Annotated in this window: 17 protein-coding genes, 1 tRNA gene and 1 pseudogene; 14 read left to right on the top strand and 5 right to left on the bottom strand. The window is 43.9% G+C overall.

The features are described 5' to 3' along the window. The first annotated feature begins 35 nt into the window (after window positions 1-35). The 4 genes from MHB63_02755 to MHB63_02740 are packed head-to-tail and all read left to right on the top strand — an operon-like array spanning window position 36 to window position 4,393. On the top strand, window positions 36-1,547 hold the full coding sequence (locus tag MHB63_02755; protein ID MEK3805506.1) for a spore germination protein: 1,512 nt from the start codon (window positions 36-38) through the stop codon (window positions 1,545-1,547). A gap of 12 nt (window positions 1,548-1,559) precedes the next feature. Further along, entirely contained in the window at window positions 1,560-2,651 is a 1,092-nt protein-coding gene (locus MHB63_02750) for a GerAB/ArcD/ProY family transporter (protein ID MEK3805505.1), read from the top strand. Further along, window positions 2,648-3,718 carry a Ger(x)C family spore germination protein gene (locus MHB63_02745; protein MEK3805504.1) on the top strand — a complete coding sequence of 357 codons (1,071 nt, stop codon included), beginning with the start codon at window positions 2,648-2,650 and terminating at the stop codon, window positions 3,716-3,718. Before MHB63_02750 ends, MHB63_02745 begins: the two co-directional genes overlap by 4 nt. A gap of 57 nt (window positions 3,719-3,775) precedes the next feature. Next, window positions 3,776-4,393 (top strand): spore coat protein, encoded by a 618-nt coding sequence (locus MHB63_02740; GenBank protein MEK3805503.1) that lies wholly within the window; start codon window positions 3,776-3,778, stop codon window positions 4,391-4,393. 1,037 nt (window positions 4,394-5,430) lie between these two features. Here the strand turns inward: MHB63_02740 and MHB63_02735 are convergent. Both MHB63_02735 and katG read right to left on the bottom strand, forming a co-directional pair. After that, the gene (locus MHB63_02735) at window positions 5,431-6,570 is read right to left on the bottom strand and encodes a zinc-dependent alcohol dehydrogenase (protein ID MEK3805502.1); all 1,140 of its coding nucleotides are present in this window, start codon (window positions 6,568-6,570) and stop codon (window positions 5,431-5,433) included. 158 nt (window positions 6,571-6,728) lie between these two features. Next, on the bottom strand, window positions 6,729-8,957 hold the full coding sequence (katG, locus tag MHB63_02730; GenBank protein MEK3805501.1) for a catalase/peroxidase HPI: 2,229 nt from the start codon (window positions 8,955-8,957) through the stop codon (window positions 6,729-6,731). A 263-nt stretch (window positions 8,958-9,220) separates the two neighbouring features. Between katG and MHB63_02725 the strand changes: the two genes are divergently transcribed. The 7 genes from MHB63_02725 to MHB63_02695 all read left to right on the top strand — a co-directional run bounded on the left by MHB63_02725 (window position 9,221) and on the right by MHB63_02695 (window position 16,120). Next, complete coding sequence (locus MHB63_02725) at window positions 9,221-10,201, top strand: TAXI family TRAP transporter solute-binding subunit (GenBank protein ID MEK3805500.1); 981 nt, start codon at window positions 9,221-9,223, stop codon at window positions 10,199-10,201. Between the two features lie 62 nt (window positions 10,202-10,263). Beyond that, window positions 10,264-10,773 (top strand): DUF1850 domain-containing protein, encoded by a 510-nt coding sequence (locus tag MHB63_02720; GenBank protein ID MEK3805499.1) that lies wholly within the window; start codon window positions 10,264-10,266, stop codon window positions 10,771-10,773. Further along, window positions 10,763-12,730, top strand: a complete 1,968-nt coding sequence (locus MHB63_02715; GenBank protein MEK3805498.1) for a TRAP transporter permease — start codon at window positions 10,763-10,765, stop codon at window positions 12,728-12,730. The genes MHB63_02720 and MHB63_02715 overlap by 11 nt, the downstream gene beginning before the upstream one ends. A gap of 373 nt (window positions 12,731-13,103) precedes the next feature. Further along, window positions 13,104-13,529, top strand: a complete 426-nt coding sequence (fosB, locus tag MHB63_02710) for a metallothiol transferase FosB (GenBank protein ID MEK3805497.1) — start codon at window positions 13,104-13,106, stop codon at window positions 13,527-13,529. A 62-nt stretch (window positions 13,530-13,591) separates the two neighbouring features. Then, a tRNA-Val gene (locus MHB63_02705) sits at window positions 13,592-13,663 on the top strand. 405 nt (window positions 13,664-14,068) lie between these two features. Continuing rightward, complete coding sequence (locus MHB63_02700) at window positions 14,069-15,442, top strand: VWA domain-containing protein (protein ID MEK3805496.1); 1,374 nt, start codon at window positions 14,069-14,071, stop codon at window positions 15,440-15,442. A 381-nt stretch (window positions 15,443-15,823) separates the two neighbouring features. Beyond that, window positions 15,824-16,120, top strand: coding sequence for a hypothetical protein (locus MHB63_02695; protein MEK3805495.1), 297 nt, complete (start codon window positions 15,824-15,826; stop codon window positions 16,118-16,120). Between the two features lie 48 nt (window positions 16,121-16,168). On the opposite strand, the gene MHB63_02690 is transcribed toward MHB63_02695, so the two are convergent. From MHB63_02690 to MHB63_02680, 3 genes and pseudogenes are all read right to left on the bottom strand, one after another. After that, window positions 16,169-17,107, bottom strand: coding sequence for a hypothetical protein (locus MHB63_02690; GenBank protein MEK3805494.1), 939 nt, complete (start codon window positions 17,105-17,107; stop codon window positions 16,169-16,171). Window positions 17,108-17,132: 25 nt separating this feature from the next. Beyond that, window positions 17,133-17,585: pseudogene (locus MHB63_02685) on the bottom strand (NTTRR-F1 domain). Between the two features lie 111 nt (window positions 17,586-17,696). Continuing rightward, window positions 17,697-18,137 carry a hypothetical protein gene (locus MHB63_02680; GenBank protein MEK3805493.1) on the bottom strand — a complete coding sequence of 147 codons (441 nt, stop codon included), beginning with the start codon at window positions 18,135-18,137 and terminating at the stop codon, window positions 17,697-17,699. A gap of 244 nt (window positions 18,138-18,381) precedes the next feature. Here MHB63_02680 and MHB63_02675 point away from each other — a divergent pair, with 244 nt between their 5' ends. The 3 genes from MHB63_02675 (at window position 18,382) to MHB63_02665 (ending at window position 21,959) form a co-directional block, all read left to right on the top strand. Beyond that, complete coding sequence (locus tag MHB63_02675; GenBank protein ID MEK3805492.1) at window positions 18,382-19,353, top strand: ABC transporter permease subunit; 972 nt, start codon at window positions 18,382-18,384, stop codon at window positions 19,351-19,353. A 23-nt stretch (window positions 19,354-19,376) separates the two neighbouring features. After that, entirely contained in the window at window positions 19,377-20,267 is an 891-nt protein-coding gene (locus MHB63_02670; GenBank protein ID MEK3805491.1) for a carbohydrate ABC transporter permease, read from the top strand. A 105-nt stretch (window positions 20,268-20,372) separates the two neighbouring features. Beyond that, window positions 20,373-21,959, top strand: a complete 1,587-nt coding sequence (locus tag MHB63_02665; GenBank protein MEK3805490.1) for an extracellular solute-binding protein — start codon at window positions 20,373-20,375, stop codon at window positions 21,957-21,959. Window positions 21,960-22,043 lie beyond the last annotated feature (84 nt).

Genomic DNA, 22,043 nt, shown 5'->3' with positions numbered 1-22,043 from the left:
TTATGTTCCTGAAAAAATGGAGAGGAGGTCTGGTCATGTTCACTTTTTTTAAGAAGAAGCCGCCGCAGAGTTCGTCGTCTGACCAAAATCAGGACAGCAGCATGGAAGGCCTGCTGAAGAAATGCAAGCTTTCTTCAGATTTCACCTCGTACCGCTATTCAGAGGAATGTCCTTATTATATTCATTACTATAAGACGCTTGTTGACGCGAAAGTGCTGCATGATCACGTTCTTCCTCATATTATCGAAGGGGAAAAAGGCGCAACGCTGTTTGATCTGCAAAAAACCGTTCCAATTGATGATTCAGAGATTATTAACGATGCTGAAAAAGCTCAAGGAAAACTTCTGGCGGGCAACATTGGGATACAGTGTATATCAAATAGGAATGAACTGCTTTTGATCCCTGCAATCACAGTTGAGAAAAGGGCAGTCAGTCTGCCTGAAGTGGAGTACAGTGTTGTCGGTCCGAAAGAAGCGTTTGTAGAATCGCTTGATGCCAATCTGAATCTGATTCGAAAACGGCTTCCGATTCCCGAATTAATTGCAGAAGAAATTAAGGTGGGCAGACTCTCAAAAACAAGAGTGGCTGTTCTTTACATAAAAGATATTGCGGATGATACAAATGTTCAGACCATTATCCAGAGAATCAGTGATATCGACTACGATAATGTCCTGGACAGTTCGGTTATTGCCCAGATTATTTCAGATAACCATCATTCTGTATTTCCGCAAATGATTGATACGGAAAGGCCGGACCGTGTCGCTGGTGTTCTTACTGAGGGGAAAATTACGATTTTGGTTGACGGTTCCCCGCATGCACTGACCGGTCCGACAACGCTGATTGAATTTTTCTCGGCATTTGAGGATTATTTCCTGTCGTATCCAATTGCTTCTGCCTTCAGGCTTGTCCGGCTGTTTGCCGTGTTTTTCTCTGTCATATCGACGGCTATGTACGTCGGGGTGCTGACGTATCATTATGAAATGATTCCGCAGAATCTGCTTAATCCGCTTGTTGCTTCAAGAAGCGGCGTGCCGTTTCCTCCCATTTGGGAAGCGATTATCCTGGAACTGACCATTGAACTGCTCAGAGAAGCGGGAGCAAGACTGCCGACGAAAATCGGCCAGACCATCGGTATCGTAGGCGGGATTGTTATCGGTACAGCAGCAGTTCAGGCAGGCCTGACGAGCAATGTGCTGCTTATTATTGTAGCCCTTGCAGCGCTTGCCTCCTTTACCACTCCCGTTTATCAAATGGGCAACGTCATCCGTTTGATCCGTTTTCCTTTCATCTTTTCTGCACAGCTGTTCGGTCTGATGGGAATCGCGTTTTGCTTTGCCTATTTTCTTGGCCATCTATTAAAACTTTCTTCCCTCGGACGTCCATATCTTGCACCTGTTTATCCGCTTAGAATGAAAGATCTGAAAGATTCCCTATTCAGGCTGCCGATTTATATGCAGACTGAAAGGCCTCTGCAAATGAGAACAGCTTCACCTGTGCGGTTTGAAACGAAAAAACACAAGGAAAGAAAGCCGGACATTGAAGAATAAGGAGGTGCTGTGATGTTTCCGCTGCCAAACGAGGATAAAAAAGTCTCGAACTATTTTGTCTTTTATTTAATTCATGCCATGCAAGTGGGGGTTGGGATATTAGGCTTTGAACGGTACATTGCAAAGTCAGCGGGTCACAGCTCCTGGCTGGCTATTATCCTTTCCGGCGTGACCATTCTCGTTCTGATCTGGATTTCCTATCAGATTTTAAACAGGGGAAAAAATGATATAACCTCCATCCATCATGACCTCTTCGGTAAATGGATCGGCGGGCTGTTCAGCCTCTATTTTGTTGTCTATTATACGATGTTTGTCATTGTGCTCATCCGTACTTATGTCGAAGTCATTCAAGTCTGGGTATTTCCGGACGTCTATCACTGGGTATTTGCCGGAATTATCATTTTAATAGCCTACTCTTACGTGACAGGAGGCTTTCGAATCGTTACAGGCATTGCCTTCCTCGGTGTCATTTACGGAATTCCATTGCTGTTTATAAAATATTTTCCTATTCGGGAAGCTTATTGGGGCAGCCTGCTGCCGGTCATTGATTTATCGTTTAAGGAACTCTTGAGCGCCACGAAAACGATGACACTCAATTACCTTGGATTTGAAGTCCTGTTTATGTTCTATCCCTTTTTAAAAGATCCTCCAAAGTCTCAGAAGTGGGCACATTATGGTGTACTGTTCAGCATTTTTATTTATTTAATCACTGCACTTGTTTCGTTCGCCTATTTTGATCAGGATCAGCTTAAAACGACGATTTGGGCTACATTAACCCTTTGGAAAATTGTCGATCTGACTGTTATTGAACGTTTCGAATACGTTGGAATTTCCATTTGGTTCTTTATTGTTCTTCCGAATATCTGCATCGGACTATGGAGCGCGAGCAGAGGGGTGAACCGCATAATGCCTGTAAAACAAAGAACGGCCCTGATTATAATTAGTGCGGCGGTGTTTGTTTCCTGCTATTTTCTAAAAGACAGGGGTCAGATTGACTGGCTGAATAATAAGATGTCCGAAATTGGATTTTATACGATATACGGATACATACCGCTCCTTTTTATCCTGCAGATGATCATTATGAAAGTGAGGAAGCAAATTTGAATGCATTTAAAGCGGCCGTACTTGTTTCTCTCATGCTGATTACGGGGGGCTGCGTGCCTACTTCAAAAGTTCTCGAAGACGTGCAGCTTATTCAGGCGGTCGGATACGATTATATCGGAGAAGATGAATTCCAGGTAACAGACGGCGCAACCTATACACCGCCGGGAGTTCAGTCAGAGCCGGAAAATGTTGTGCTTACCGCCGTTGGGAAAACAAGCAAAAGCATCAGGCAGAAAATCCAGGCTCAGTCCACAAGGCCGGTAGAAGTCGGACGGGTGGGCATCATTATTTTTGATCAGGAAATAGCGAAATACGGTATCGGGCCAATTGTCGATAACCTCCAGCGGGATCCGAATATCGGGAGAGATATCAGCCTTTGTGTTTCTGAAGGAAAGGCCTTTGAGATTCTTGCTTCAGATATTAAGCAGGAAGAATCTGTGTCTCGATATGTGACAGATATTGTCTCGCAGAATATGGACCGCACAATCCCAAGCATGAACCTGCATCATTTCCTTTTTCAATACAGGGGAGATGGCTTCGATCCGTTCCTTCCGTTAATTGAAAATAAAAACCAGGCAGTCGAGGTTCTGGGTGTTGCCCTATTAAAGGGGGATAAGCTTGCGGGCAAGCTGGATCTGCAGGAAAGCTACATGATGAAAGTCCTTTATGAAAAAACGAATAAAGGCATTATCGAAGTGGATTCGAAAAAAAAGAACCCGGTCAGCATTCAAAATCTCTCCTCAAAAGCTTCGTTCCGTCCGCGAAAAGAGATGACGGGATACACGATGTCAGTCTCAGTCAAAATGGACGGGCGGGTGATGGAAGCCGGAGGGCTTGATTTAACAAAACAGACAAACATAAAAAAACTTGAAAAGAAAACAGAAAAAATGCTCGAGGAGGAAATGCTTTCTCTGCTCAAAAAACTTCAGGAGCTTGATGTCGACCCTCTTGGAATAAAAGAACAGTTCCGCCAGGAGGGATACAAGGACTGGAAAAAGCTTGGTCAAAAAGTGCAATTTAACGTGCATGCAGATGTACGTCTGATCCAGGCAGGAATCATGGAATGAGCGAATAAAATCGGTTTCCTGATAGAGAATAGAAAGGTGAAAAAAGGAGGATAAAACATGACTCAGCAAATCAATGGAGATCCAAACGAAAATATGCAGACAGGCATGGTTCCGCCGCAGCAAAATCACGGCGGGCATGAAATGTTCGATGTATCAGAAATTTTGTCGGGAGCGGTCAATGCTTTAAATCTTTATGTCCTTTTAAAACCGCATGTCAAAGACCCTGAACTGCTTGATCTGATGAACAGACAGGAGCAATTTATGATGACGGAATATAACACGATTGTAGAATGCTTTCAGACAGGAGTAAAACCCTCTGTCTCTACAGAAGTCTACAACATGAAACAGAAAAATGATTTTGTATACGGCCTGAAACAAACTCCGCCAGTGAAGCCAATCGGGATGCCGGGTGAGATAACGGATCAGGTTATTTCAAGCCTGATGCTGAACATGGTGAAATCAAATGCATCCCTTAAAGGAATGGCAACTACGGAGGTAACCAACCCGACAGTCAGGCGAGTGCTGGCAGATACCATTCCAAACTGTATTGAGATGGCCTATGAGATCTCGATTTATCAGAACAAGCATCACTATTATCAGGTGCCGCAACTTCCCGAAGGGGACATGCAGCAGATGGTAAATGCTTTTGCTCCTGTTCAAAAGAAGCAGCATTAAAAACAAATGTAGGTAAAGATTGTTTAGAACCATCAAGGGGCAGGAGCAGCTAGCTTGTGGGAACTTATCTGCTTGATTAGGACCATCAAGGGACAGGGGGAGCCTGCTTGAGGGAACTTATCCGCTTGTTTAGAACCATCAAGGGACAGTGGGAGCATGCTTGAGGGAACTTATCCGCTTGTTTAGAACCATCAAGGGACAGTGGGAGCATGCTTGAGGGTACTTATGGGCTTGATTAGAACCAACAAGCAACAGGAGTAGCTAGCTTGAGGGTACTTATGGGCTTGATTAGAACCATCAAGGGACAGGGGGAGCCTGCTTGAGGGAACTTATCCGCTTGAATAGAACCATCAAGGGACAGGGGGAGCCTGCTTGAGGGAACTTATCCGCTTGTTTAGAACCATCAAGGTACAGGGGGAGTCTGCTTGAGGGAACTTATTCGCTTGTTTAGAACCATTAAGGGACGGAAAAAGCCAGCTTGAGGGTACTTATCAGCTTGTTTAGAACCATCAAGGGACAGAGGGAGCCAGCTTGAGGGAACTTATCCGCTTGATTAGAACCATCAAGGGACGGAAAAGCCAGCTTGAGGGAACTTATCCGCTTGATTAGAACCATCAAGGGACGGAAAAGCCTGCTTAAGGGAACTTATTCGCTTGTTTAGAACCCTCAAGCAACAGGAGCAGCTAGCTTGAGGGTACTTGTCTGCTTGAATAGAACCATCAAGGGACGGAAAAGCCTGCTTGGGGGGACTTATCGGCTTGTTTAGAACCATCAAGGGACGGAAAAGCCAGCTTGAAGGAACTTATCCGCTTGTTTAGAACCATCAAGGGACAGGGGGAACATGCTTGAGGGAGCTTATCCGCTTGTTTAGAACCCTCAAGCAACAGGAACAGCTAGCTTGAGGGAACTTACCTGCTTGATTAGAACCATCAAGAGCGGGAGTAGCCTCCTTGAAGGTACTTATCCATCAGGAGCTGAATCTACGATAAAAAAGGGTGAATTTGACCGTGCTCAAATTCACCCTTTTTACTATTTTATTAAGGCTTCAATACAACCTTCACACATTCATCTTCATGATCATTAAAGATTTTGTAAGCTTCACTGGCTTTGCTTAAAGGCACCTTATGTGAAACGATTTCGGTCGGGTCAAGCTTCCCTGATGCGATCATATCAAAAAGCATTGGCATGTAATGAATGACCGGTGCTTGTCCCATTTTTAAATTGATGTTGCGTTCAAAGATATTTCCCAGAGGGAACATATTGTATTTTGAACCATATACACCGGTAAGCTGAATGGTTCCAAACTTCCTGACGGCGTTCATGGCGATTTCAAAAGGACTTAACGTTCCGCCCTGAAGCTTCAGCTTTTGGCCGATTTCCTCAAGAGCTGATTTTTTGCCGTCCATTCCGACACAGTCGATCACAGCATCAGCGCCTCCGCTTGTCAGTTCTTTTATGTGGGAACCCGTGTCTTTAAAATCATCAAAATTAAGTATTTCAACATTGTTCATTCGTTTTGCTTTCTCAAGCCTGTACGGCAGATTATCTACAGCGATAACCCGTTTGGCGCCTTTCATCCAGGCGAACTTCTGCGCCATGAGTCCGACCGGACCGCATCCGAGGACAACTACGGTATCGTCAGCCTTTACCCCGGCGTTCTCAATACTCCAGTAGGCTGTTGGAAGGACATCAGACATAAACAGGAGAGCTTCATCCTCAAGTTCAACCGATTCAGGAATGACAAACGGCATAAAGTTTCCGAAAGGAACTCTCAAATACTCAGCCTGACCTCCGGGATGATTTCCATAACGTTCGGTGAATCCAAAGTACCCGCCTGTATCGATTTCAGGATTTCCATTGGAATTGTCACACTGGCTTTCGAGTTCGTGTTTACAGTAGTAGCATTCTCCGCAGGAAATGTTAAAAGGAATAACGACCCGGTCTCCCTTTTTAACCTTTGTTACTTCGGGTCCGACCTCTTCGACAATCCCCATAGGCTCATGCCCAACGACATAATCTTTCTCAGCGGGGAGTGCGCCCTGATAGATATGCAGATCCGAACCGCAAATGGCAGTTGATGTAATGCGGACAATGATATCATCATTTTTCTGAAGAACCGCATCCGGAACTTCCTTCACTTCCATTTCCTTTGCACCCTGAAACGTTACAGCTTTCATCAATACAGCCTCCTAAATTGTGATAGTGTTGTTATACCCGTCTTTCCTCTAAATAATGGACTTATTGGAAAAATGAGACTTTTGTAGGAGAGTCGATATTTTTCGCGAAAATAGAAATAGCCCGGCGGATATAAAATCCACCGGGCTTGAACATGTGATTATTGGTTTACATCAAATCGATCAGCATCCATTACCTTCACCCATGCAGCAACAAAGTCATTCACGAATTTCTCTTTGTTGTCATCTTGTGCATACACTTCCGCAAGTGCACGGAGGATGGAGTTGGAGCCAAAGACAAGGTCAAAGCGGGAGGCAGTGCGCACCACTTCACCTGTTTTGCGGTCACGGCCTTCATATTGGTTAAATCCGGCCGGTTTCCATTCAATGCCCATGTCTAAAAGATTAACGAAAAAGTCATTTGTTAATTGACCCGCGCGATCTGTGAACACGCCATGCTTTGTGCCGCCATGGTTTGTCCCAAGCACACGCATTCCGCCAAGAAGAACCGTCATTTCCGGTGCAGTCAGTCCAAGAAGCTGTGCTTTATCAACAAGCATTTCTTCAGGGCTGATGGAGTATTCCGCTTTCTGATAGTTGCGGAAGCCATCCGATACCGGCTCAAGCACTTCAAAGCCTTCAACGTCTGTTTGTTCTGCTGTTGCGTCGCCGCGGCCTGGTGTAAATGGTACGACTACATCAAAGCCTGCATCCTTCGCTGCCTTTTCGATTGCCGCACTTCCGCCAAGAACGATCAGGTCAGCAAGGCTGACTTTTTTGTCAAGCTGGCTTTGGAGGCTTTCATACGCATCAAGAGCTCTTGTCAGTTCAGCAGGCTCATTTGCTTCCCAGTCCTTTTGAGGAGCGAGGCGCACACGCGCACCGTTCGCACCGCCGCGCATATCCGAACCGCGGTACGTGCTTGCAGAAGCCCAAGCTGTTTTAACAAGCTCACTCACGGAAAGACCGGAGTTTAAAATTTTTTCTTTTAAATCTAAAATTTCAGCGTCAGACAATGTGTAGTCAGCTGCCGGAATTGGATCCTGCCAAATAAGATCTTCCTGCGGCACTTCCGGACCCCAGTAGCGAACTTTCGGCCCCATGTCACGGTGAAGAAGCTTGAACCATGCACGTGAAAATGCATCTTCAAATTCTTCCGGATTTTCATAAAAACGGCGTGAAATTTTCTCGTAGTCCGGATCTGTGCGCAGTGCCATATCAGCTGTTGTCATCATTGTTTTCACTTTGATGGATTCATCTTCCGCATCAGGTGCCATGTGACTTTCAGGAAGATCCACTGCCTCCCACTGATAAGCGCCGGCCGGACTCTTAGTCAGCTTCCACTCATAGCCTAACAGCTGCTCGAAATAACCGTTGTCCCATTTCGTAGGGTTAGCAGTCCAGGCGCCCTCAACTCCGCTTGAGATTGTATCGCGGCCTTTCCCTTTACCGTGCTTGCTCAGCCAGCCGAAGCCCTGAGTTTCCAGTGTTGCTGCTTCAGGATCATCCCCGACAAGTGACGGATCGCCAGCGCCGTGAGCTTTACCGAATGTATGTCCGCCTGCAATCAAGGCAACCGTTTCTTCATCATTCATACCCATGCGGTAGAATGTATCGCGAATGTCACGGGCACTTCCCATAGGATCCGGTTTTCCGTTCGGGCCTTCAGGGTTTACATAGATAAGTCCCATCTGAACGGCTGCAAGAGGATTTTCAAGCTCCCGGTCACCTGAATAGCGGTTGTCAGCCAGCCATTCCTTTTCATTTCCCCAGTATACGTCTTCTTCCGGATGCCAGATGTCCTCACGGCCGGCACCAAATCCAAAGGTTTTAAGTCCCATTGACTCAAGCGCAACATTTCCGGTTAGTACAAGCAAATCTGCCCAGGAAATTTTGTTCCCGTACTTCTGTTTGATCGGCCACAGAAGGCGGCGGGCTTTATCCAGATTCACGTTATCAGGCCAACTGTTCAGAGGAGCGAAACGCTGCGAACCAAAAGCACCGCCTCCGCGGCCGTCAGCTGTCCGGTACGTACCGGCTGCGTGCCAGGACATCCGGATGAAGAACGGACCGTAGTGACCATAATCAGCAGGCCACCAGTCCTGGCTGTCTGTCATCAGATTATGAAGATCTTGCTTTAAAGCGTCATAGTCGAGTTTTGAGAACTCTTCTTTATAATTAAAATCCTCTCCGAACGGATTAGATTTTTTATCATGCTGGCGAAGGATGCCAAGGTTAAGCATGTTCGGCCACCAGTCTTTATTTGTTGTACCTCCAGGCTTTCTGGAAGTCGTGATTGCACTGTCTGCGTGACCTCCCTGAGCACCAGTGAATGGGCACTGGCCTGCAGCTGTATGGCTTTTTTGATCTTGGCTGTTATTTGTTTCCATGTTTTTCCCTCCCGATAAAAGTCTTTTAAATACTTGCTTTTAATGATTGTGACTATTCTGATGAATATAATCATTATCAGTTTATAATTATACTAAATAAAAAAAGAATTACAAAGCAATATGACTCTCCGGAAAGAAGTATTTTTAATACAGGGTGTGTTTTTTTAAATTTTAAGAATTAATTGACAATTATCTTTCCTGCTATGTTAATATAAAAATGGTAATATTACAAATTTATGACAATTAGAGGGGGAGAGAAAGGCATGAAAAAATATTTGCTCGTTGTTATGATGCTTGCTATTGCCATGATTTCAGCCGCCTGCGGAGGCAGTGAGGGAACAAGCGGTTCAGGGGGTTCAGGAGATTCAAAACCTAAAACACTCCGCATTCTGACCGGGGGAACAGGCGGTACATATTATCCTCTCGGCGGTTCTTTCGGTGATATTATCTCTGACAGCACAGACTATAAAGCTACGGTTCAATCTTCAGGGGCTTCTGTAGAAAACATGCAGACATTAAAAAGCGGAGACGCTGAAATTGCTTTCTCTCAAACGGACATTGCCACTTATGCTCTAACAGGAGAAAGCATGTTCAAAGACAACAAAATTGACAGCGTCCTCGGCATTGGAACACTTTATAATGAGACAGTTCAGCTGATTACAACAGATAAAAGCGGAATTAAATCTGTTGAAGATTTAAAAGGGAAAAAAGTTTCAGTAGGAGCAATCGGATCTGGAGCTTATCTTAACGCCGTTCAAATTCTTGAAATACACGGCTTGACGGTAGAGGATGTTCAGGCGCAGAATCTGTCATTTGATGAGTCTACTGAAGGCATTCAGGGCGGCAGCATCGATGCAGCATTCGTTACGGCCGGAACTCCAACTGCTGCAGTTGAAACACTTTCAGCTCAAAACAAGGTAATTGTTGTACCGCTCGAGGATGACAAAATAAAAGCGCTGATTGAAAAATATCCTTTCTATTCAGAGGATGTTGTACCAAGCGGCACGTACAAAATTGGTGAAGACGTGAACACAGTAGCTGTCAAGGCGATGCTTGTCGTACAGGATGAGCTTGATGAGGAGCTCGTTTACGAGATCACAAAATCCATTTTTGAAAACACAGATAAAATTGCCCATGCTAAAGGCAAATTAATCAAAGCAAAAACAGCTCTTGACGGGATTGGCGATCTGAAACTGCATCCTGGCGCCGAGAAATACTTTAAAGAAAAAGGCGTACTGAAATAATGGTTTGAGAGATAGGCCGCAGAGGAACTGCGGTCTATCGCTTGATTTTGGAGGAAACAGGGATGAAGAAAAAGCGATTATACGCTCTCATGCTTTTCATCTTAGTCATTCTCATCTTTATTATCCCGTTTAAGAAAACCGCAGCTTTTCATTTTGAAGACACAAACAGGCTGTTGGCGTACATTTCTGTTCAAGAAAGCGATACTTTTCAAATAAAGTATACCCATTCCATTCATCTGACAGATGTGATTGAAACATATGAGCTTTCGAACAAACAGATCAAACAAATGGAGCTTTCATATGAGACGTTTGCAGTAGGCATGCCCTCTGGACCTGAGGGGGAAGAGATTTTTGAAATAAAGGATGGCCGTTATATCATTTCAAATATGAATCGGACATTTCCTTTTTTTGACCTCAGCACAGGACAGGTGGTTGCCAATCACAGAGTGGTTTACAAAGGAAAAGAATATGAATTGAAAAAATACATAAAACCCGGTACATGGGTCAGAGTCAGTTATGAAACCATGAATCTTTTTCAGCTTTTGAGAGGAGTGAAAATCAATGAAGGATGAAGAAGTGAAATTTTTATCACTTGAAGAACAGCAGGAAATTCTCGAAAAATACGATCCAGAAGCTGCAACGAGAAAGCTCACGGGAATTATGGGATGGATTGCTTTCCTGGGTTTGCTGTCATTTTCCCTTTTCCAATTATACACAGCTATTTTTTCCGTTTTTACTGCTCAAATTCAGCGTTCCGTCCATTTAGGATTTGCACTGGCGCTTATTTTTCTATTATTCCCTTTAAATAAGAAAAAGAAAGAATCAGGTAAATGGCAAGTTGGCTGGTATGATATTGTGCTTGCTCTTCTCAGTATTGTCGTCGGTGCCTATTGGCCGCTCTTTATGGAAGACATCGCCATGCGTGTTGGAATCTTAACGACAACTGACTTTGCAATAGGGATTATTGCGATTTTGCTCGTTCTCGAAGCCACAAGAAGAGCAGTCGGGCTTCCTATTACAATTATTGCTGTTCTTTTTATGGCTTATGGGGTTTTTGGACAATACATGCCGGGATTTCTTCAGCATGGAGGGTTAAGTCTTGAACGATTGGTTCAGACCATGTTTTTCACAACAGAAGGGATTTTAGGAACGCCGCTTGGGGTATCGGCAACTTTTATTTTCTTGTTTCTGTTATTCGGCTCGTTCTTGATCCAGACTGGTGTAGGTCAATATTTTAATGATCTGTCAGCTGTAATCGCCGGGAAAAGAGTCGGCGGACCGGCTAAAGTTGCCATTTTTTCAAGCGCCCTTCAAGGCACAATCAGCGGAAGCTCCGTTGCGAACGTAGTAACATCAGGCGCATTTACCATTCCAATGATGAAAAAACTGGGATATAAAAAGGAATTTGCAGGAGCTGTTGAAGCCGCATCTTCAACTGGCGGACAATTAATGCCGCCAATCATGGGAGCTGCTGCTTTCCTGATGGTCGAATTTATTGGAAATGGCATCACGTACTGGGACATTGCAAAGGCTGCAGCCATTCCAGCAATCCTTTATTTTACTGGAATCTGGATCATGACCCATTTTGAAGCGAAACGTTTAGGTTTACGGGGATTAACAGAAGATGAAATGCCTAATCGTAAAGAAGTGGCGAAGAAGATCTACCTCCTGCTTCCGATTCTGGCGATTATCGTCTTGTTGATGACAGGTATTCCTGTCATGCATGCAGCACTTTATTCCATTTTAATTGCTATAGTAGCAGGTTTTATTAATAAAGAAACAAGAATGGGCCCGAAAGCTATCATTTTAGCATTGGTAGATGGGGCAAGAACGGCTTTATCTGTAGCGGCGGCAACCGCAGCTGCGGGTATCATTGTAGGGATCGTAACCAAAACAGGACTAGGTTTAACATTGGCAAATGGCTTAATTGATCTGGCACAAGGCTACATTATTCCAACGCTGATTTTCACCATGATCGCATCCTTGATTTTGGGAATGGGATCGCCAACAACGGCAAACTATGTCATCACATCAACAATAGCAGCACCTGTTATCATTTTTATGGGCTATCCGGATTTAGCTGCCCATCTATTTGTTTTCTATTTTGGAATCATTGCGGATATTACACCCCCGGTGGCACTTGCAGCATTTGCTGCTGCTGGTGTATCAGGAGGAGAACCTATTCGTACAGGAATACAATCATCCAAGCTTGCCATCGCAGCATTTATCATTCCGTATATCTTTGTTCTTTCACCAGAAATGCTTCTAATTGACACGACACTTCCAGAAGTCATTTGGGTTGTGTTTACAGCAGTGACGGGAATGATCGCAATTGGTGCTGGGATTATTGGCTATTGGATGAGACCTATGAACTGGATTGAACGAGTACTGGCTATTATTTCAGGCCTGCTATTAATCTATCCAGAGGGAATTTCAGATGTAGTCGGTCTAATCATGTTTGCAGGATTGTTTGCTGTGCAGTTTATTTATAAGAAAGACAGCGATCAGACTGTGGCTCGGGAGGCGTAAAGAAATAACCTAACAGGGGCGGTTTTATTGCTCTAATTATAAGAAAACAATGGCGCAGGTAAACGATGTCTATTACAAAAAATTTAAAGGGCGGCGATTGCTGCCCTTTTTTAATTTGAAGCTAAGTATTGTAAACGTGATGTAAGAACACTCTGCAGAAGTGAAAGTGGAAGTTAAGTGCTGTAAACGTGATGTAAGAATACTTTTCGGTAGTGTGAGAGGAAGCTAAATGGTGTAAACGTGATGTAAGAGCACATCTAGGGTGGCTCAATGTTATGTAAGCGTTCGATTCGGAACTCTGGTGAGAAAACAGTGTCTATTCTATAAGTATGGTAAAATATTCTTAAAATTGAATCCCCGGGAGGTATAGCTGATGAAGGTCAAAGACATCAACCACCTGCTTTTTTCCGTTTCAGACCTTGACAGATCGATTGAATTCTACGAGACCGTCCTTGAAGCAAAGCTGCTGGTAAAGGGCAGAACCACAGCGTATTTCGACCTGAATGGAATCTGGCTGGCACTTAATCTTGAAAAGGACATACCAAGAAACGAAATTAAAGAATCCTATACACACATTGCCTTTACAATTGACAAGTCCGACTTCGACAGCCTCCATCAAAAACTCATACAGCACAGGGTTACAGTCTTGCCAGGAAGATCAAGAGATAAAAAAGACAAGAAATCCATTTACTTCACAGATCCGGACGGACACAAGTTTGAGTTTCATACAGGAACTCTTCAGGACAGGATTAAGTATTATAAGGAAGAGAAAAAATATATGACTTTTTTTGATAATTAAAGTATTGACTTTGCAAACGCCGCCCCATATAATAGAATTTGTCAGCAGCACTTACATACTGCGACTTGTTAGCTCAGTGGGAGAGCACTTCCTTGACAGGGAAGGGGTCGGGGGTTCAAGTCCCTCACAGGTCATTACATTTAAGAGAGTTTCCCGGAATGGGGAGCTCTTTTTTATTTAGGAAAATGCCGAGTGGTTGGACGGCCGAAAATTGAAACCCGAAAAAGCACCCGATTCAAATAGACGACGGGTGCTTTTTTTTTGTGCGGCTGTTTTTATACCTTGAAGAGGAGACCCGGGTAAACATAAGCTCCTACTTTCGAACTGGAAATTCAATTTTTGGAATTTTTTTCTGGTAAAGGGTGTAAACGTCATAAAAAAGGGTAAAAGATTGATGGTACATTTTTACCAATCTTAATCCATTTGCTATTAATTTTCCATTTCGTCTTTTTTGCCATTTTTATTCATGTATACTGTAAAAGTCTTTATAAAGATCCATATTTTATTAATTATGGTAAAAAGAATAGGAGAGTGAAAAAATGAAGCGTACGAAGAAGATATGCCTGATGCTGCTGTCAGCTTTATTCATCTTGTTTGCGCTTGCGGCATGCGGAGGCGGGGAACAGGCGTCTGGAAATGAAGAGAAAAAAGAGAATACTAAAAAAGAAGAAGACGTTTCTGAGAAAGAAAATGAGGATGAGGTTGAGATAGCCGGGAGCATTGAAGACATTGTAAAAGAAGAACCTGGAAAATATTCAGGGAATGCTTACAATAAAGCGGTTATACATAAAGCTTTAGACGAAAAGTCGTTTGCTGATAAGGACAGCTTTCAGATCTATGGCGAGCTGCTTGCTCTTGTGAACGAGGGGGAGAATTACAAGCCTTTTTATGATTTTTATGAAGAATTCAATCCGAGCATAGAGACTTCTTTAAGCAATATGCCTGGAGGAATGACGCTTGAAAACGGTGAGATTGGACTTAATACAAATATCTCAATCCTGTTGGATGCAAGCGGCAGTATGGCTCAGAAAATCGGCGGACAAACCAAAATGGATCTGGCAAAAAAAGCTGTAAATGATTTTGTTGCTTCCATGCCTGAAGGAGCGAACGTATCACTTAGAGTTTATGGCCAGGAAGGCAGCAACAGCGACAGTGATAAACAGCTATCCTGCAGCAGCACAGAAGTAGTCTATGATTTGAAGCCTTATAATGAGGCCGAATTTAAAGCTTCACTTGGAAAGTTTAAGCCAACCGGCTGGACTCCAATCGCTAAAGCCATTTCAGAATCAAAAGCAGACTTTGAGAAATCAGATAAGCAGGGACAAAATATCATTTATGTCGTAAGCGATGGAATTGAAACATGCGACGGAGATCCTGCTAAAGCAGCAAAAGAACTCCATGATTCAAACATTGAAGCGGTTGTCAATATCATTGGTTTTGATGTAGACAGCAGCGGCCAAAAACAGCTCATGTCTGTAGCTCAGGCCGGCGGCGGTCAATATGAAACCGTTGATACGGCTGAAGACTTCCAGGAATTATGGGAAGATGAGCGCCTGCGCCTCTGGAACGAATGGTGGGACTGGGGCAATAAAAACTGGAATGAAGTCTGGGAAGAGCAAAGCAAGAAGCAAAATGATCTTTATGAAAGAAAAAGAGAGTTAACAAACATGATTTATGAGGAGAAAAAGAGACTGAATGATGCAGCCTTATATCTCCAGGAAAAAGAACAAATTGAGTATGATATCCGTCAGGAGGTTACAAGCCTGGTCGATCAGCGACATGAAATTCTGAAAGATTATGCGGAGGATACTCATGAAGAGCTGCTTGATACAGTTAAAACAGAGGGCGAAGACCTGAAGGACTCCATTCAGGAGAAAAAAGAAGAAATGACAGAAAAATATGAGAAAAAATAGGTTCTTCTGTTCTAAGGGATGATTCAGAACGTGTAGAGTTCAGGCAAGGAGGTATGATTTTCGTATATCTCCTTGTCTTTTTCTATCTTTCAATATAAAAACTTCATAAATGCAGCAGAAAGGCAAACATTTTGAAGTTTTCACCCTTCAAGAGGTCATTGAAGACATGCTTACAGTCCAAATAAAGAGTCTACAATCCTGATATGCTGCTTAACAATCCAAATCAAGGATTTAACAGTCTAAACAGGTGCTTTAACAATCCAAACCCAAAATCGTTTGCAAATGTTTTACAAATATTTATCGCGTTTATCCTAGTAACTCCTGTTCACTGAAACTATAATAAATGTATGCTTCCTACTAACCAATTGCGAGGGGATATTCGTGGAAAACAGGGAACTTCTGCTGGCCATTACAGAATTAAAATCCAGTATGGATAAACGGTTTGATGCACTTGAAAAACAAGTGGATTCAAGGCTTGATAAGGCAGAGGAACAGCTGTATAAGCTTTCCAGGGCCATTCATTCAGGAGGAGATGACCACGAAGAGGATATTCAGAAACTTGGTGATGAAGTAAGAGATTTGAGATTGTCAGCAAAGTATTTGCTGTCTAAGATCAGTGAACATGACGTTGAACTATACAAAGCAATGAATATGCTGAAAAACACCTCTGATGAATAGTCAGAGGTGTTTTTGCGGGCAGCGGGATTAAGATTTGGATTATGACTGTCACAAATAGATTAATAGAAAAAATGACCTGGAACGAGTCCAGGTCACCTTTGTAAAAATTTGCTTTAAATCACGGCCCGGTAGGTCCAGTAGGTCCAGCAGGTCCAGTAGCCCCGGCAGGTCCAGTAGCCCCGGCAGGTCCAGTAGCCCCGGCAGGTCCAGTAGCCCCGGCAGGTCCAGTAGCCCCGGCAGGTCCAGTGACCCCAGCAGGTCCAGTAGCTCCAGCAGGTCCAGTGGCCCCAGCAGGTCCAGTGGCTCCGGCAGGTCCAGTGGCTCCAGCAGGTCCCGTAGCCCCGGCAGGTCCCGTAGCTCCAGCAGGTCCAGTGGCTCCGGCAGGTCCAGTGGCCCCAGCAGGTCCAGTAGCCCCGGCAGGTCCCGTAGCTCCAGCAGGTCCAGTGGCCCCAGCAGGTCCAGTGGCTCCGGCAGGTCCAGTGGCCCCAGCAGGTCCAGTGGCCCCAGCAGGTCCAGTAACACCCGCAGGTCCAGTGGCCCCATCAGCACCAGTGACTCCGGCAGGTCCAGTGACCCCATCAGCACCAGTGACTCCGGCAGGTCCAGTGACCCCAGCAGGTCCAGTGACCCCAGCAGGTCCAGTAACACCAGCAGGTCCAGTGGCCCCATCAGCACCAGTGACTCCGGCAGGTCCAGTAGCTCCATCAGCACCAGTGACTCCGGCAGGTCCAGTGGCCCCAGCAGGTCCAGTGACTCCATCAGCACCAGTGACTCCGGCAGGTCCAGTAGCTCCGGCAGGTCCAGTAGCCCCATCAGCACCAGTGACTCCAGCAGGCCCAGTAATTCCGGCAGGTCCAGTAGCCCCATCAGCACCAGTAGCCCCAGCAGGTCCAGTGACTCCGGCAGGTCCAGTGACCCCAGCAGGTCCAGTAGCTCCGGCAGGTCCAGTAGCCCCAGTAGGTCCAGCAGGTCCAGTTGGCCCGACACCGGCACCTCCCATAGCGAAGAGAGAAATGTCATCAATCACAACATCAGCTGATCCGGCAAGCGGCAATTTGTTTACCAGGATTAGTGCCTGAGTTGTACCAGAAGGTGCCTGGGCGGTATTTTCATAAATGCTCCGCCAGTGAAACTGGTTTGAATCCGGTAGACGGTTAGGAGGGATATTAAGGATGGTTCCAAATCCCAGGAAATTAAATGCGTCATCGTAAAAGCCAAGCGTTACTGAAATGAGAGGACTAGGAGATGCGCCAACTTTACCAAGAGAAATTTCCAATAAAAAAGTCTCACCCTGGCTCGCTTCAACAAATTGGTAGAGAAATGCATTGGCATTTCCGCCTGTTAATCTGGCAGCTGCGAAACCGCTGTGAGAGAATTGTGTGGTAATGACTGCGTTGACAGCTGTCCATGGAGGAAAGCTTCCTGTTTCAAAACTATCATTGATAATTCTGTTTTCAATACTCATTTAGTAGCCTCCTTTCTATATTTTTGCGCTTTACATGAAGTAAAGCTTTTATAGCATATGAGATAAAGAGACTTGTGACCGTGCGTTTTCATTACGGTTTTTGCCCTTATTTCATTTTATTTTTTCCCCTAGTTCAAAAAGAACCGCATACATTGTCTTCGTTTGATCATGAAAGTCCGCAGGTTCGTTTTTTGGTTTTTTGAAGAAATCAAAAAATCTCTTCTTTTGTTTCGGTTTCTGACTGCTTAGTTCATTTACATCTTTAAGAAAGCTATCAACTATCTCTGAGTCAGCAATGATCATTCTAACTATGACATGCAGTGTGTTTTCAATAGCAGCACGTGTGACGATTTCGTCATGCAGCATGAGTGTATTAGCATCAATTCCGGATGCGGCAGGACTTTGTCCAGCTTCTTTTTTCTCTTGATGCAGGAGAACCTTTCCTGTCTGTTCTATTTTTTCCTGCAAATGCTTTTTCGTTATAGTAGGCACTTTGCTGTAATCGATGTGCCGGTCATAGTTTGCAAATAAATCGTTTATTCTTTTATCCAAGTTATTCCCTCCCTTCAAAAGCAGTTTATGTTAGAAAAGAATACGGAGCATGGGGAAATAACCGCTTTGCAGCGCACATTTTGCTCTGTTTCTCCAGTACTTGTGACACCCTTTATTTCAGAGGGAATATACCCAATCCAAAATTCTGATACCTTACATGAAATTTCCTAACTTATGCAGGAGGGCACTTTTTCTTACAATGAGGACAGATAGAAAACATCATAGAAATCGGGGTGGTGAGCAGATGGAAGCGAAGATTGTACGGGCAGAGGAGCAAGTAATTGCGCCCAGTACAAAAAAAGGAAGAGTAAAACGGGATCTAAAGAGGATGAACTCCCAAAAATATTTGCAGGTTATGGCGCTGCTCGGTATGGTTTGGATGTTCATTTTCAACTACGTGCCGATGTATGGACTGATTATAGCTTTTAAGGAGTTCAGCATTATCAGCACAATCAGAGAGGCTCCGTGGGTTGGACTTATGCAGTTTAAAGAATTTCTGCAGGATGAGAATTTCTGGACTGTACTGAAGAACACTCTTGGCATCAGCTTGATTAAGCTGATTATCGGCTTTCCGCTGCCAATCATTTTTGCCTTGATGCTGAATGAATTGACTTCACTGAAGTTTAAGAAAATGGTTCAGACGATTACGTATTTGCCTCATTTTCTTTCATGGGTTGTTCTCGGCGGTATTTTAACAACATGGTTATCTGATATTGGCATTATTAATGACATTTTACTTAATCTCGGATTTATCAATGAACGCATCAGCTTCCTGGCTGAACCGCAGTACTTCTGGGGCATTGTGATTATCTCGGATATCTGGAAGGAAATCGGCTGGTCTGCAATCATCTATCTTGCAGCAATAGCGGGCGTATCTACTGAACTCTATGAGTCTTCGACAATTGACGGGGCAAACCGTTTTCAGAAAATGTGGCATGTCACACTGCCTTCGATCCGTCCAACGATTACGATTCTTTTCATCCTGGCAGTCAGCGGTGTGCTGAATTCAAACTTTGACCAGATCTTGGTTCTCCGTAATGCATTAAATGAAAGCGCTAGCAATGTTATTGATATCTATGTGTATCAAATGGGTGTTCAAAATGCGCGCTATTCTTATGCAACGGCAGTCGGTCTTTTAAAAGCAATCATTGCCTTTATTCTGCTTTACACGGCTAACAGAATTACGAAAAAGCTTGACGGCACTTCATTATTCTAAGGAGGGGAGATCACGTGCTGAAACTGTTTAAATTAAACCGCAGAACAAAAAGTGAATACATCTTCGACAACATCAACATCATTATTATGTTCTTGATCTGCGGAATAACGCTTTACCCAATCTGGTATGTTATCGTCAACTCCCTGAATGAAGGTGCAGATGCAGCTAATGGCGGCATTTACTGGTGGCCTAGGGAGTTTACTCTTCAAAACTATGAAGCTGTTTTTGCCAACTCAGGCATTCTGACATCATTCGGAGTCACGATTGCGAAAACGGTTATTGGAACCATCACACACGTTTTCTTCACAGCGATGGTAGCCTATGCGATTTCAAGAAGAGATTTATATGGAAGAAAACTGTACATGATGATCGGTATCGTCACAATGTTTTTCAGCGGAGGACTGATTCCTTACTTCCTTCTGATTCGTGACCTGGGATTATTTGATAACTTCCTGGTCTATATCATTCCGACCATGTTTAACTTTTTCCATCTTATTATCTTTGTCTCGTTCTTCAGAGAGCTTCCGCCATCACTGGAAGAGGCAGCAAAAATTGACGGAGCCAATGACTTTATGATTTTTATCAAGATTATTGTGCCGCTGTCGATGCCGGTTATTGCTACAATCGCACTATTCCAGGGTGTTTATCAATGGAATGATTATTTCGCAGGGGTCATTTTCGTCAATAATCCGGAACTTCAGCCGATCCAAACCTATTTGTACAAAGTTGTTGCTGAATCCAGTTCCAACCAGATGATGATGAATGCTCCAGGCAGCATCACAACAAAAACGGTGACGTCACAATCGATCAAGCTTGCAACCATGGTCATCACGACATTGCCGATTGTTCTTGTGTACCCGTTCCTTCAGAAGTACTTTGTAAAGGGGATGCTGATCGGCTCTGTAAAGGGCTGATGCATATAGAAAGAAAGTCAATTATAATGAAGTACTAGAGAGGGGTTTACTATGAAAAAGTTTAAGAGTCTGTCCATTTTCCTTATTGCGGTTCTTCTTCTTTCCATGCTTGCTGCATGCAATAATGAAACCGCTTCATCAGGGGAAAAAGAAAACAAAAAGCCTGTTTCAGCAGATGAGCCTGCATGGAAAGCAGATACATCGCCGATTACATTTGACTGGTATGTCAACTTTTCCTGGTTCGCATCAAAATGGGGAGAGGACGCAGTTTCAAAGTATGTAACAGATAAAACAGGCGTTTCAATCAACTACATTTCTCCTGCCGGAAACGAAGCAGAGAAAATGAACACGATGATTGCATCCGGCAAGCTTCCTGATTTTATTACCCTTGGCTGGTGGGAAGATGCTGTTAAGAAAATGCAGGAAGGCGAACTGGTTCTTCCATTAAATGAACTTGCTGAAGAATATGATCCATATTTCTTTAAAGTAGCAGATAACGCAAAGCTTGAGTGGTACAAACAGGAGAACGGAAATGTATACGCTTACCCGAATGCATCTTCTTCTCCGAAGGATTTTGAAAAATACAAAGACTTAAAGCCTTCTAACCAAACATTCTTAGTAAGAAAAGATATGTACGAAGCACTTGGAAGTCCTGATATGAGCACACCTGAAGGGTTTGTTTCAGCTCTTCAAGCTGCAAAAGAAAAATTTCCGGAAGTAAATGGTGCACCGCTTATTCCGCTTGGCCTTCATGAATTTACAGATGTAGGCAATACATCACTTGAAGCTTACCTTCAAAATTTCCTAGCCATTCCTATGGAAAAAGACGGTAAGCTGTATGATCGCACAGAAGATAAAGAATATGTAAAATGGCTGAAAACATTCAGAGAAGCAAATGAAGAAGGATTGCTTGCAAAAGATATCTTTGTAGACAAACGCCCGCAAATGGAAGAGAAAATCGCCCAGGGCCGCTACTTCGCTATGCTTTATCAGCGCAGTGACATGGCTGCTCAGCAGCAGGCTCTTTATGCGAAAGATCCAAATTCTGTCTATATCGCTGTTGATGGTCCTGCTAACGCTGCAGGCGATCAACCGATACTTGCAGGGGACAGCATTTCCGGCTGGACAGTTACTCTTATCTCCAAAGATGTAAAAGACAAAGACCGTGCCATTGCTTTCTTAAGCTACCTGATCAGTGAAGAAGGACAAAAAGATTTCTTCTTCGGTGAAAAAGGCGTGACGTACGATGAGACAGACGGAAAACCTCAGTTCAAACCGGAAGTTCTTGACCTTCTAAGCAAGGACAGAACAGCTTTCGACCAGCAATACGGTGCTTCTTATAAACACTGGATGCTGATGGATACGAATATGAGTCTTCCTTGGAACCCGCCTACTGCGGAGCCGTTCAAGCAATTGGAAGACTGGACAAAAGGCAAAACAGTCAGCTTTGCAGCTTATGACGGCCTGAATCCTACAGGTACTTCTGCAGAAGCCATTGCAAGTACAAAAATCAGCCAGGAATGGGGAAAAACACTTCCGAAGCTGCTTCTTGCAAAATCAGACAAAGAGTTTGATAAGGTGATGAAAGCTTACTTGAAAAAACGTGAAGATTACGGCTATGACAAAGTAGAAGAGTATCAGAAAAAGATGTTTGAAAAGAATAATGAAAAACTGAATGCTGGAGAAAAGTAAGGAAAAAGGGCTGCTTCGGCAGCCTTTTTTTCCCTGTTATCCGAAAAAGAAATCCCTTATACTAAAAAGAACGTCAAAAGAACA

Origin of the sequence: Bacillus sp. FSL H8-0547 (assembly GCA_038002745.1) — a bacterium.
Classification (GTDB): domain Bacteria; phylum Bacillota; class Bacilli; order Bacillales; family Bacillaceae; genus Bacillus_P.
Note: the sequence above shows the minus strand (reverse complement) of the source record. Positions and strands in the feature narration are given on the sequence as shown.

Excerpts from the sequence above, each read along its gene's own strand:
- MHB63_02755 (MEK3805506.1), top strand. The coding sequence starts at position 36 with ATGTTCACTTTTTTTAAGAAGAAGCCGCCGCAGAGTTCGTCGTCTGAC.
- MHB63_02675 (MEK3805492.1), top strand. The coding sequence starts at position 18,382 with ATGGAAGCGAAGATTGTACGGGCAGAGGAGCAAGTAATTGCGCCCAGT.
- katG (MEK3805501.1), bottom strand. The coding sequence starts at position 8,957 with ATGGAAACAAATAACAGCCAAGATCAAAAAAGCCATACAGCTGCAGGC.
- MHB63_02735 (MEK3805502.1), bottom strand. The coding sequence starts at position 6,570 with ATGAAAGCTGTAACGTTTCAGGGTGCAAAGGAAATGGAAGTGAAGGAA.
- fosB (MEK3805497.1), top strand. The coding sequence starts at position 13,104 with ATGAAGGTCAAAGACATCAACCACCTGCTTTTTTCCGTTTCAGACCTT.
- MHB63_02725 (MEK3805500.1), top strand. The coding sequence starts at position 9,221 with ATGAAAAAATATTTGCTCGTTGTTATGATGCTTGCTATTGCCATGATT.
- MHB63_02720 (MEK3805499.1), top strand. The coding sequence starts at position 10,264 with ATGAAGAAAAAGCGATTATACGCTCTCATGCTTTTCATCTTAGTCATT.
- MHB63_02715 (MEK3805498.1), top strand. The coding sequence starts at position 10,763 with ATGAAGGATGAAGAAGTGAAATTTTTATCACTTGAAGAACAGCAGGAA.
- MHB63_02750 (MEK3805505.1), top strand. The coding sequence starts at position 1,560 with ATGTTTCCGCTGCCAAACGAGGATAAAAAAGTCTCGAACTATTTTGTC.
- MHB63_02665 (MEK3805490.1), top strand. The coding sequence starts at position 20,373 with ATGCTTGCTGCATGCAATAATGAAACCGCTTCATCAGGGGAAAAAGAA.
- MHB63_02700 (MEK3805496.1), top strand. The coding sequence starts at position 14,069 with ATGAAGCGTACGAAGAAGATATGCCTGATGCTGCTGTCAGCTTTATTC.
- MHB63_02740 (MEK3805503.1), top strand. The coding sequence starts at position 3,776 with ATGACTCAGCAAATCAATGGAGATCCAAACGAAAATATGCAGACAGGC.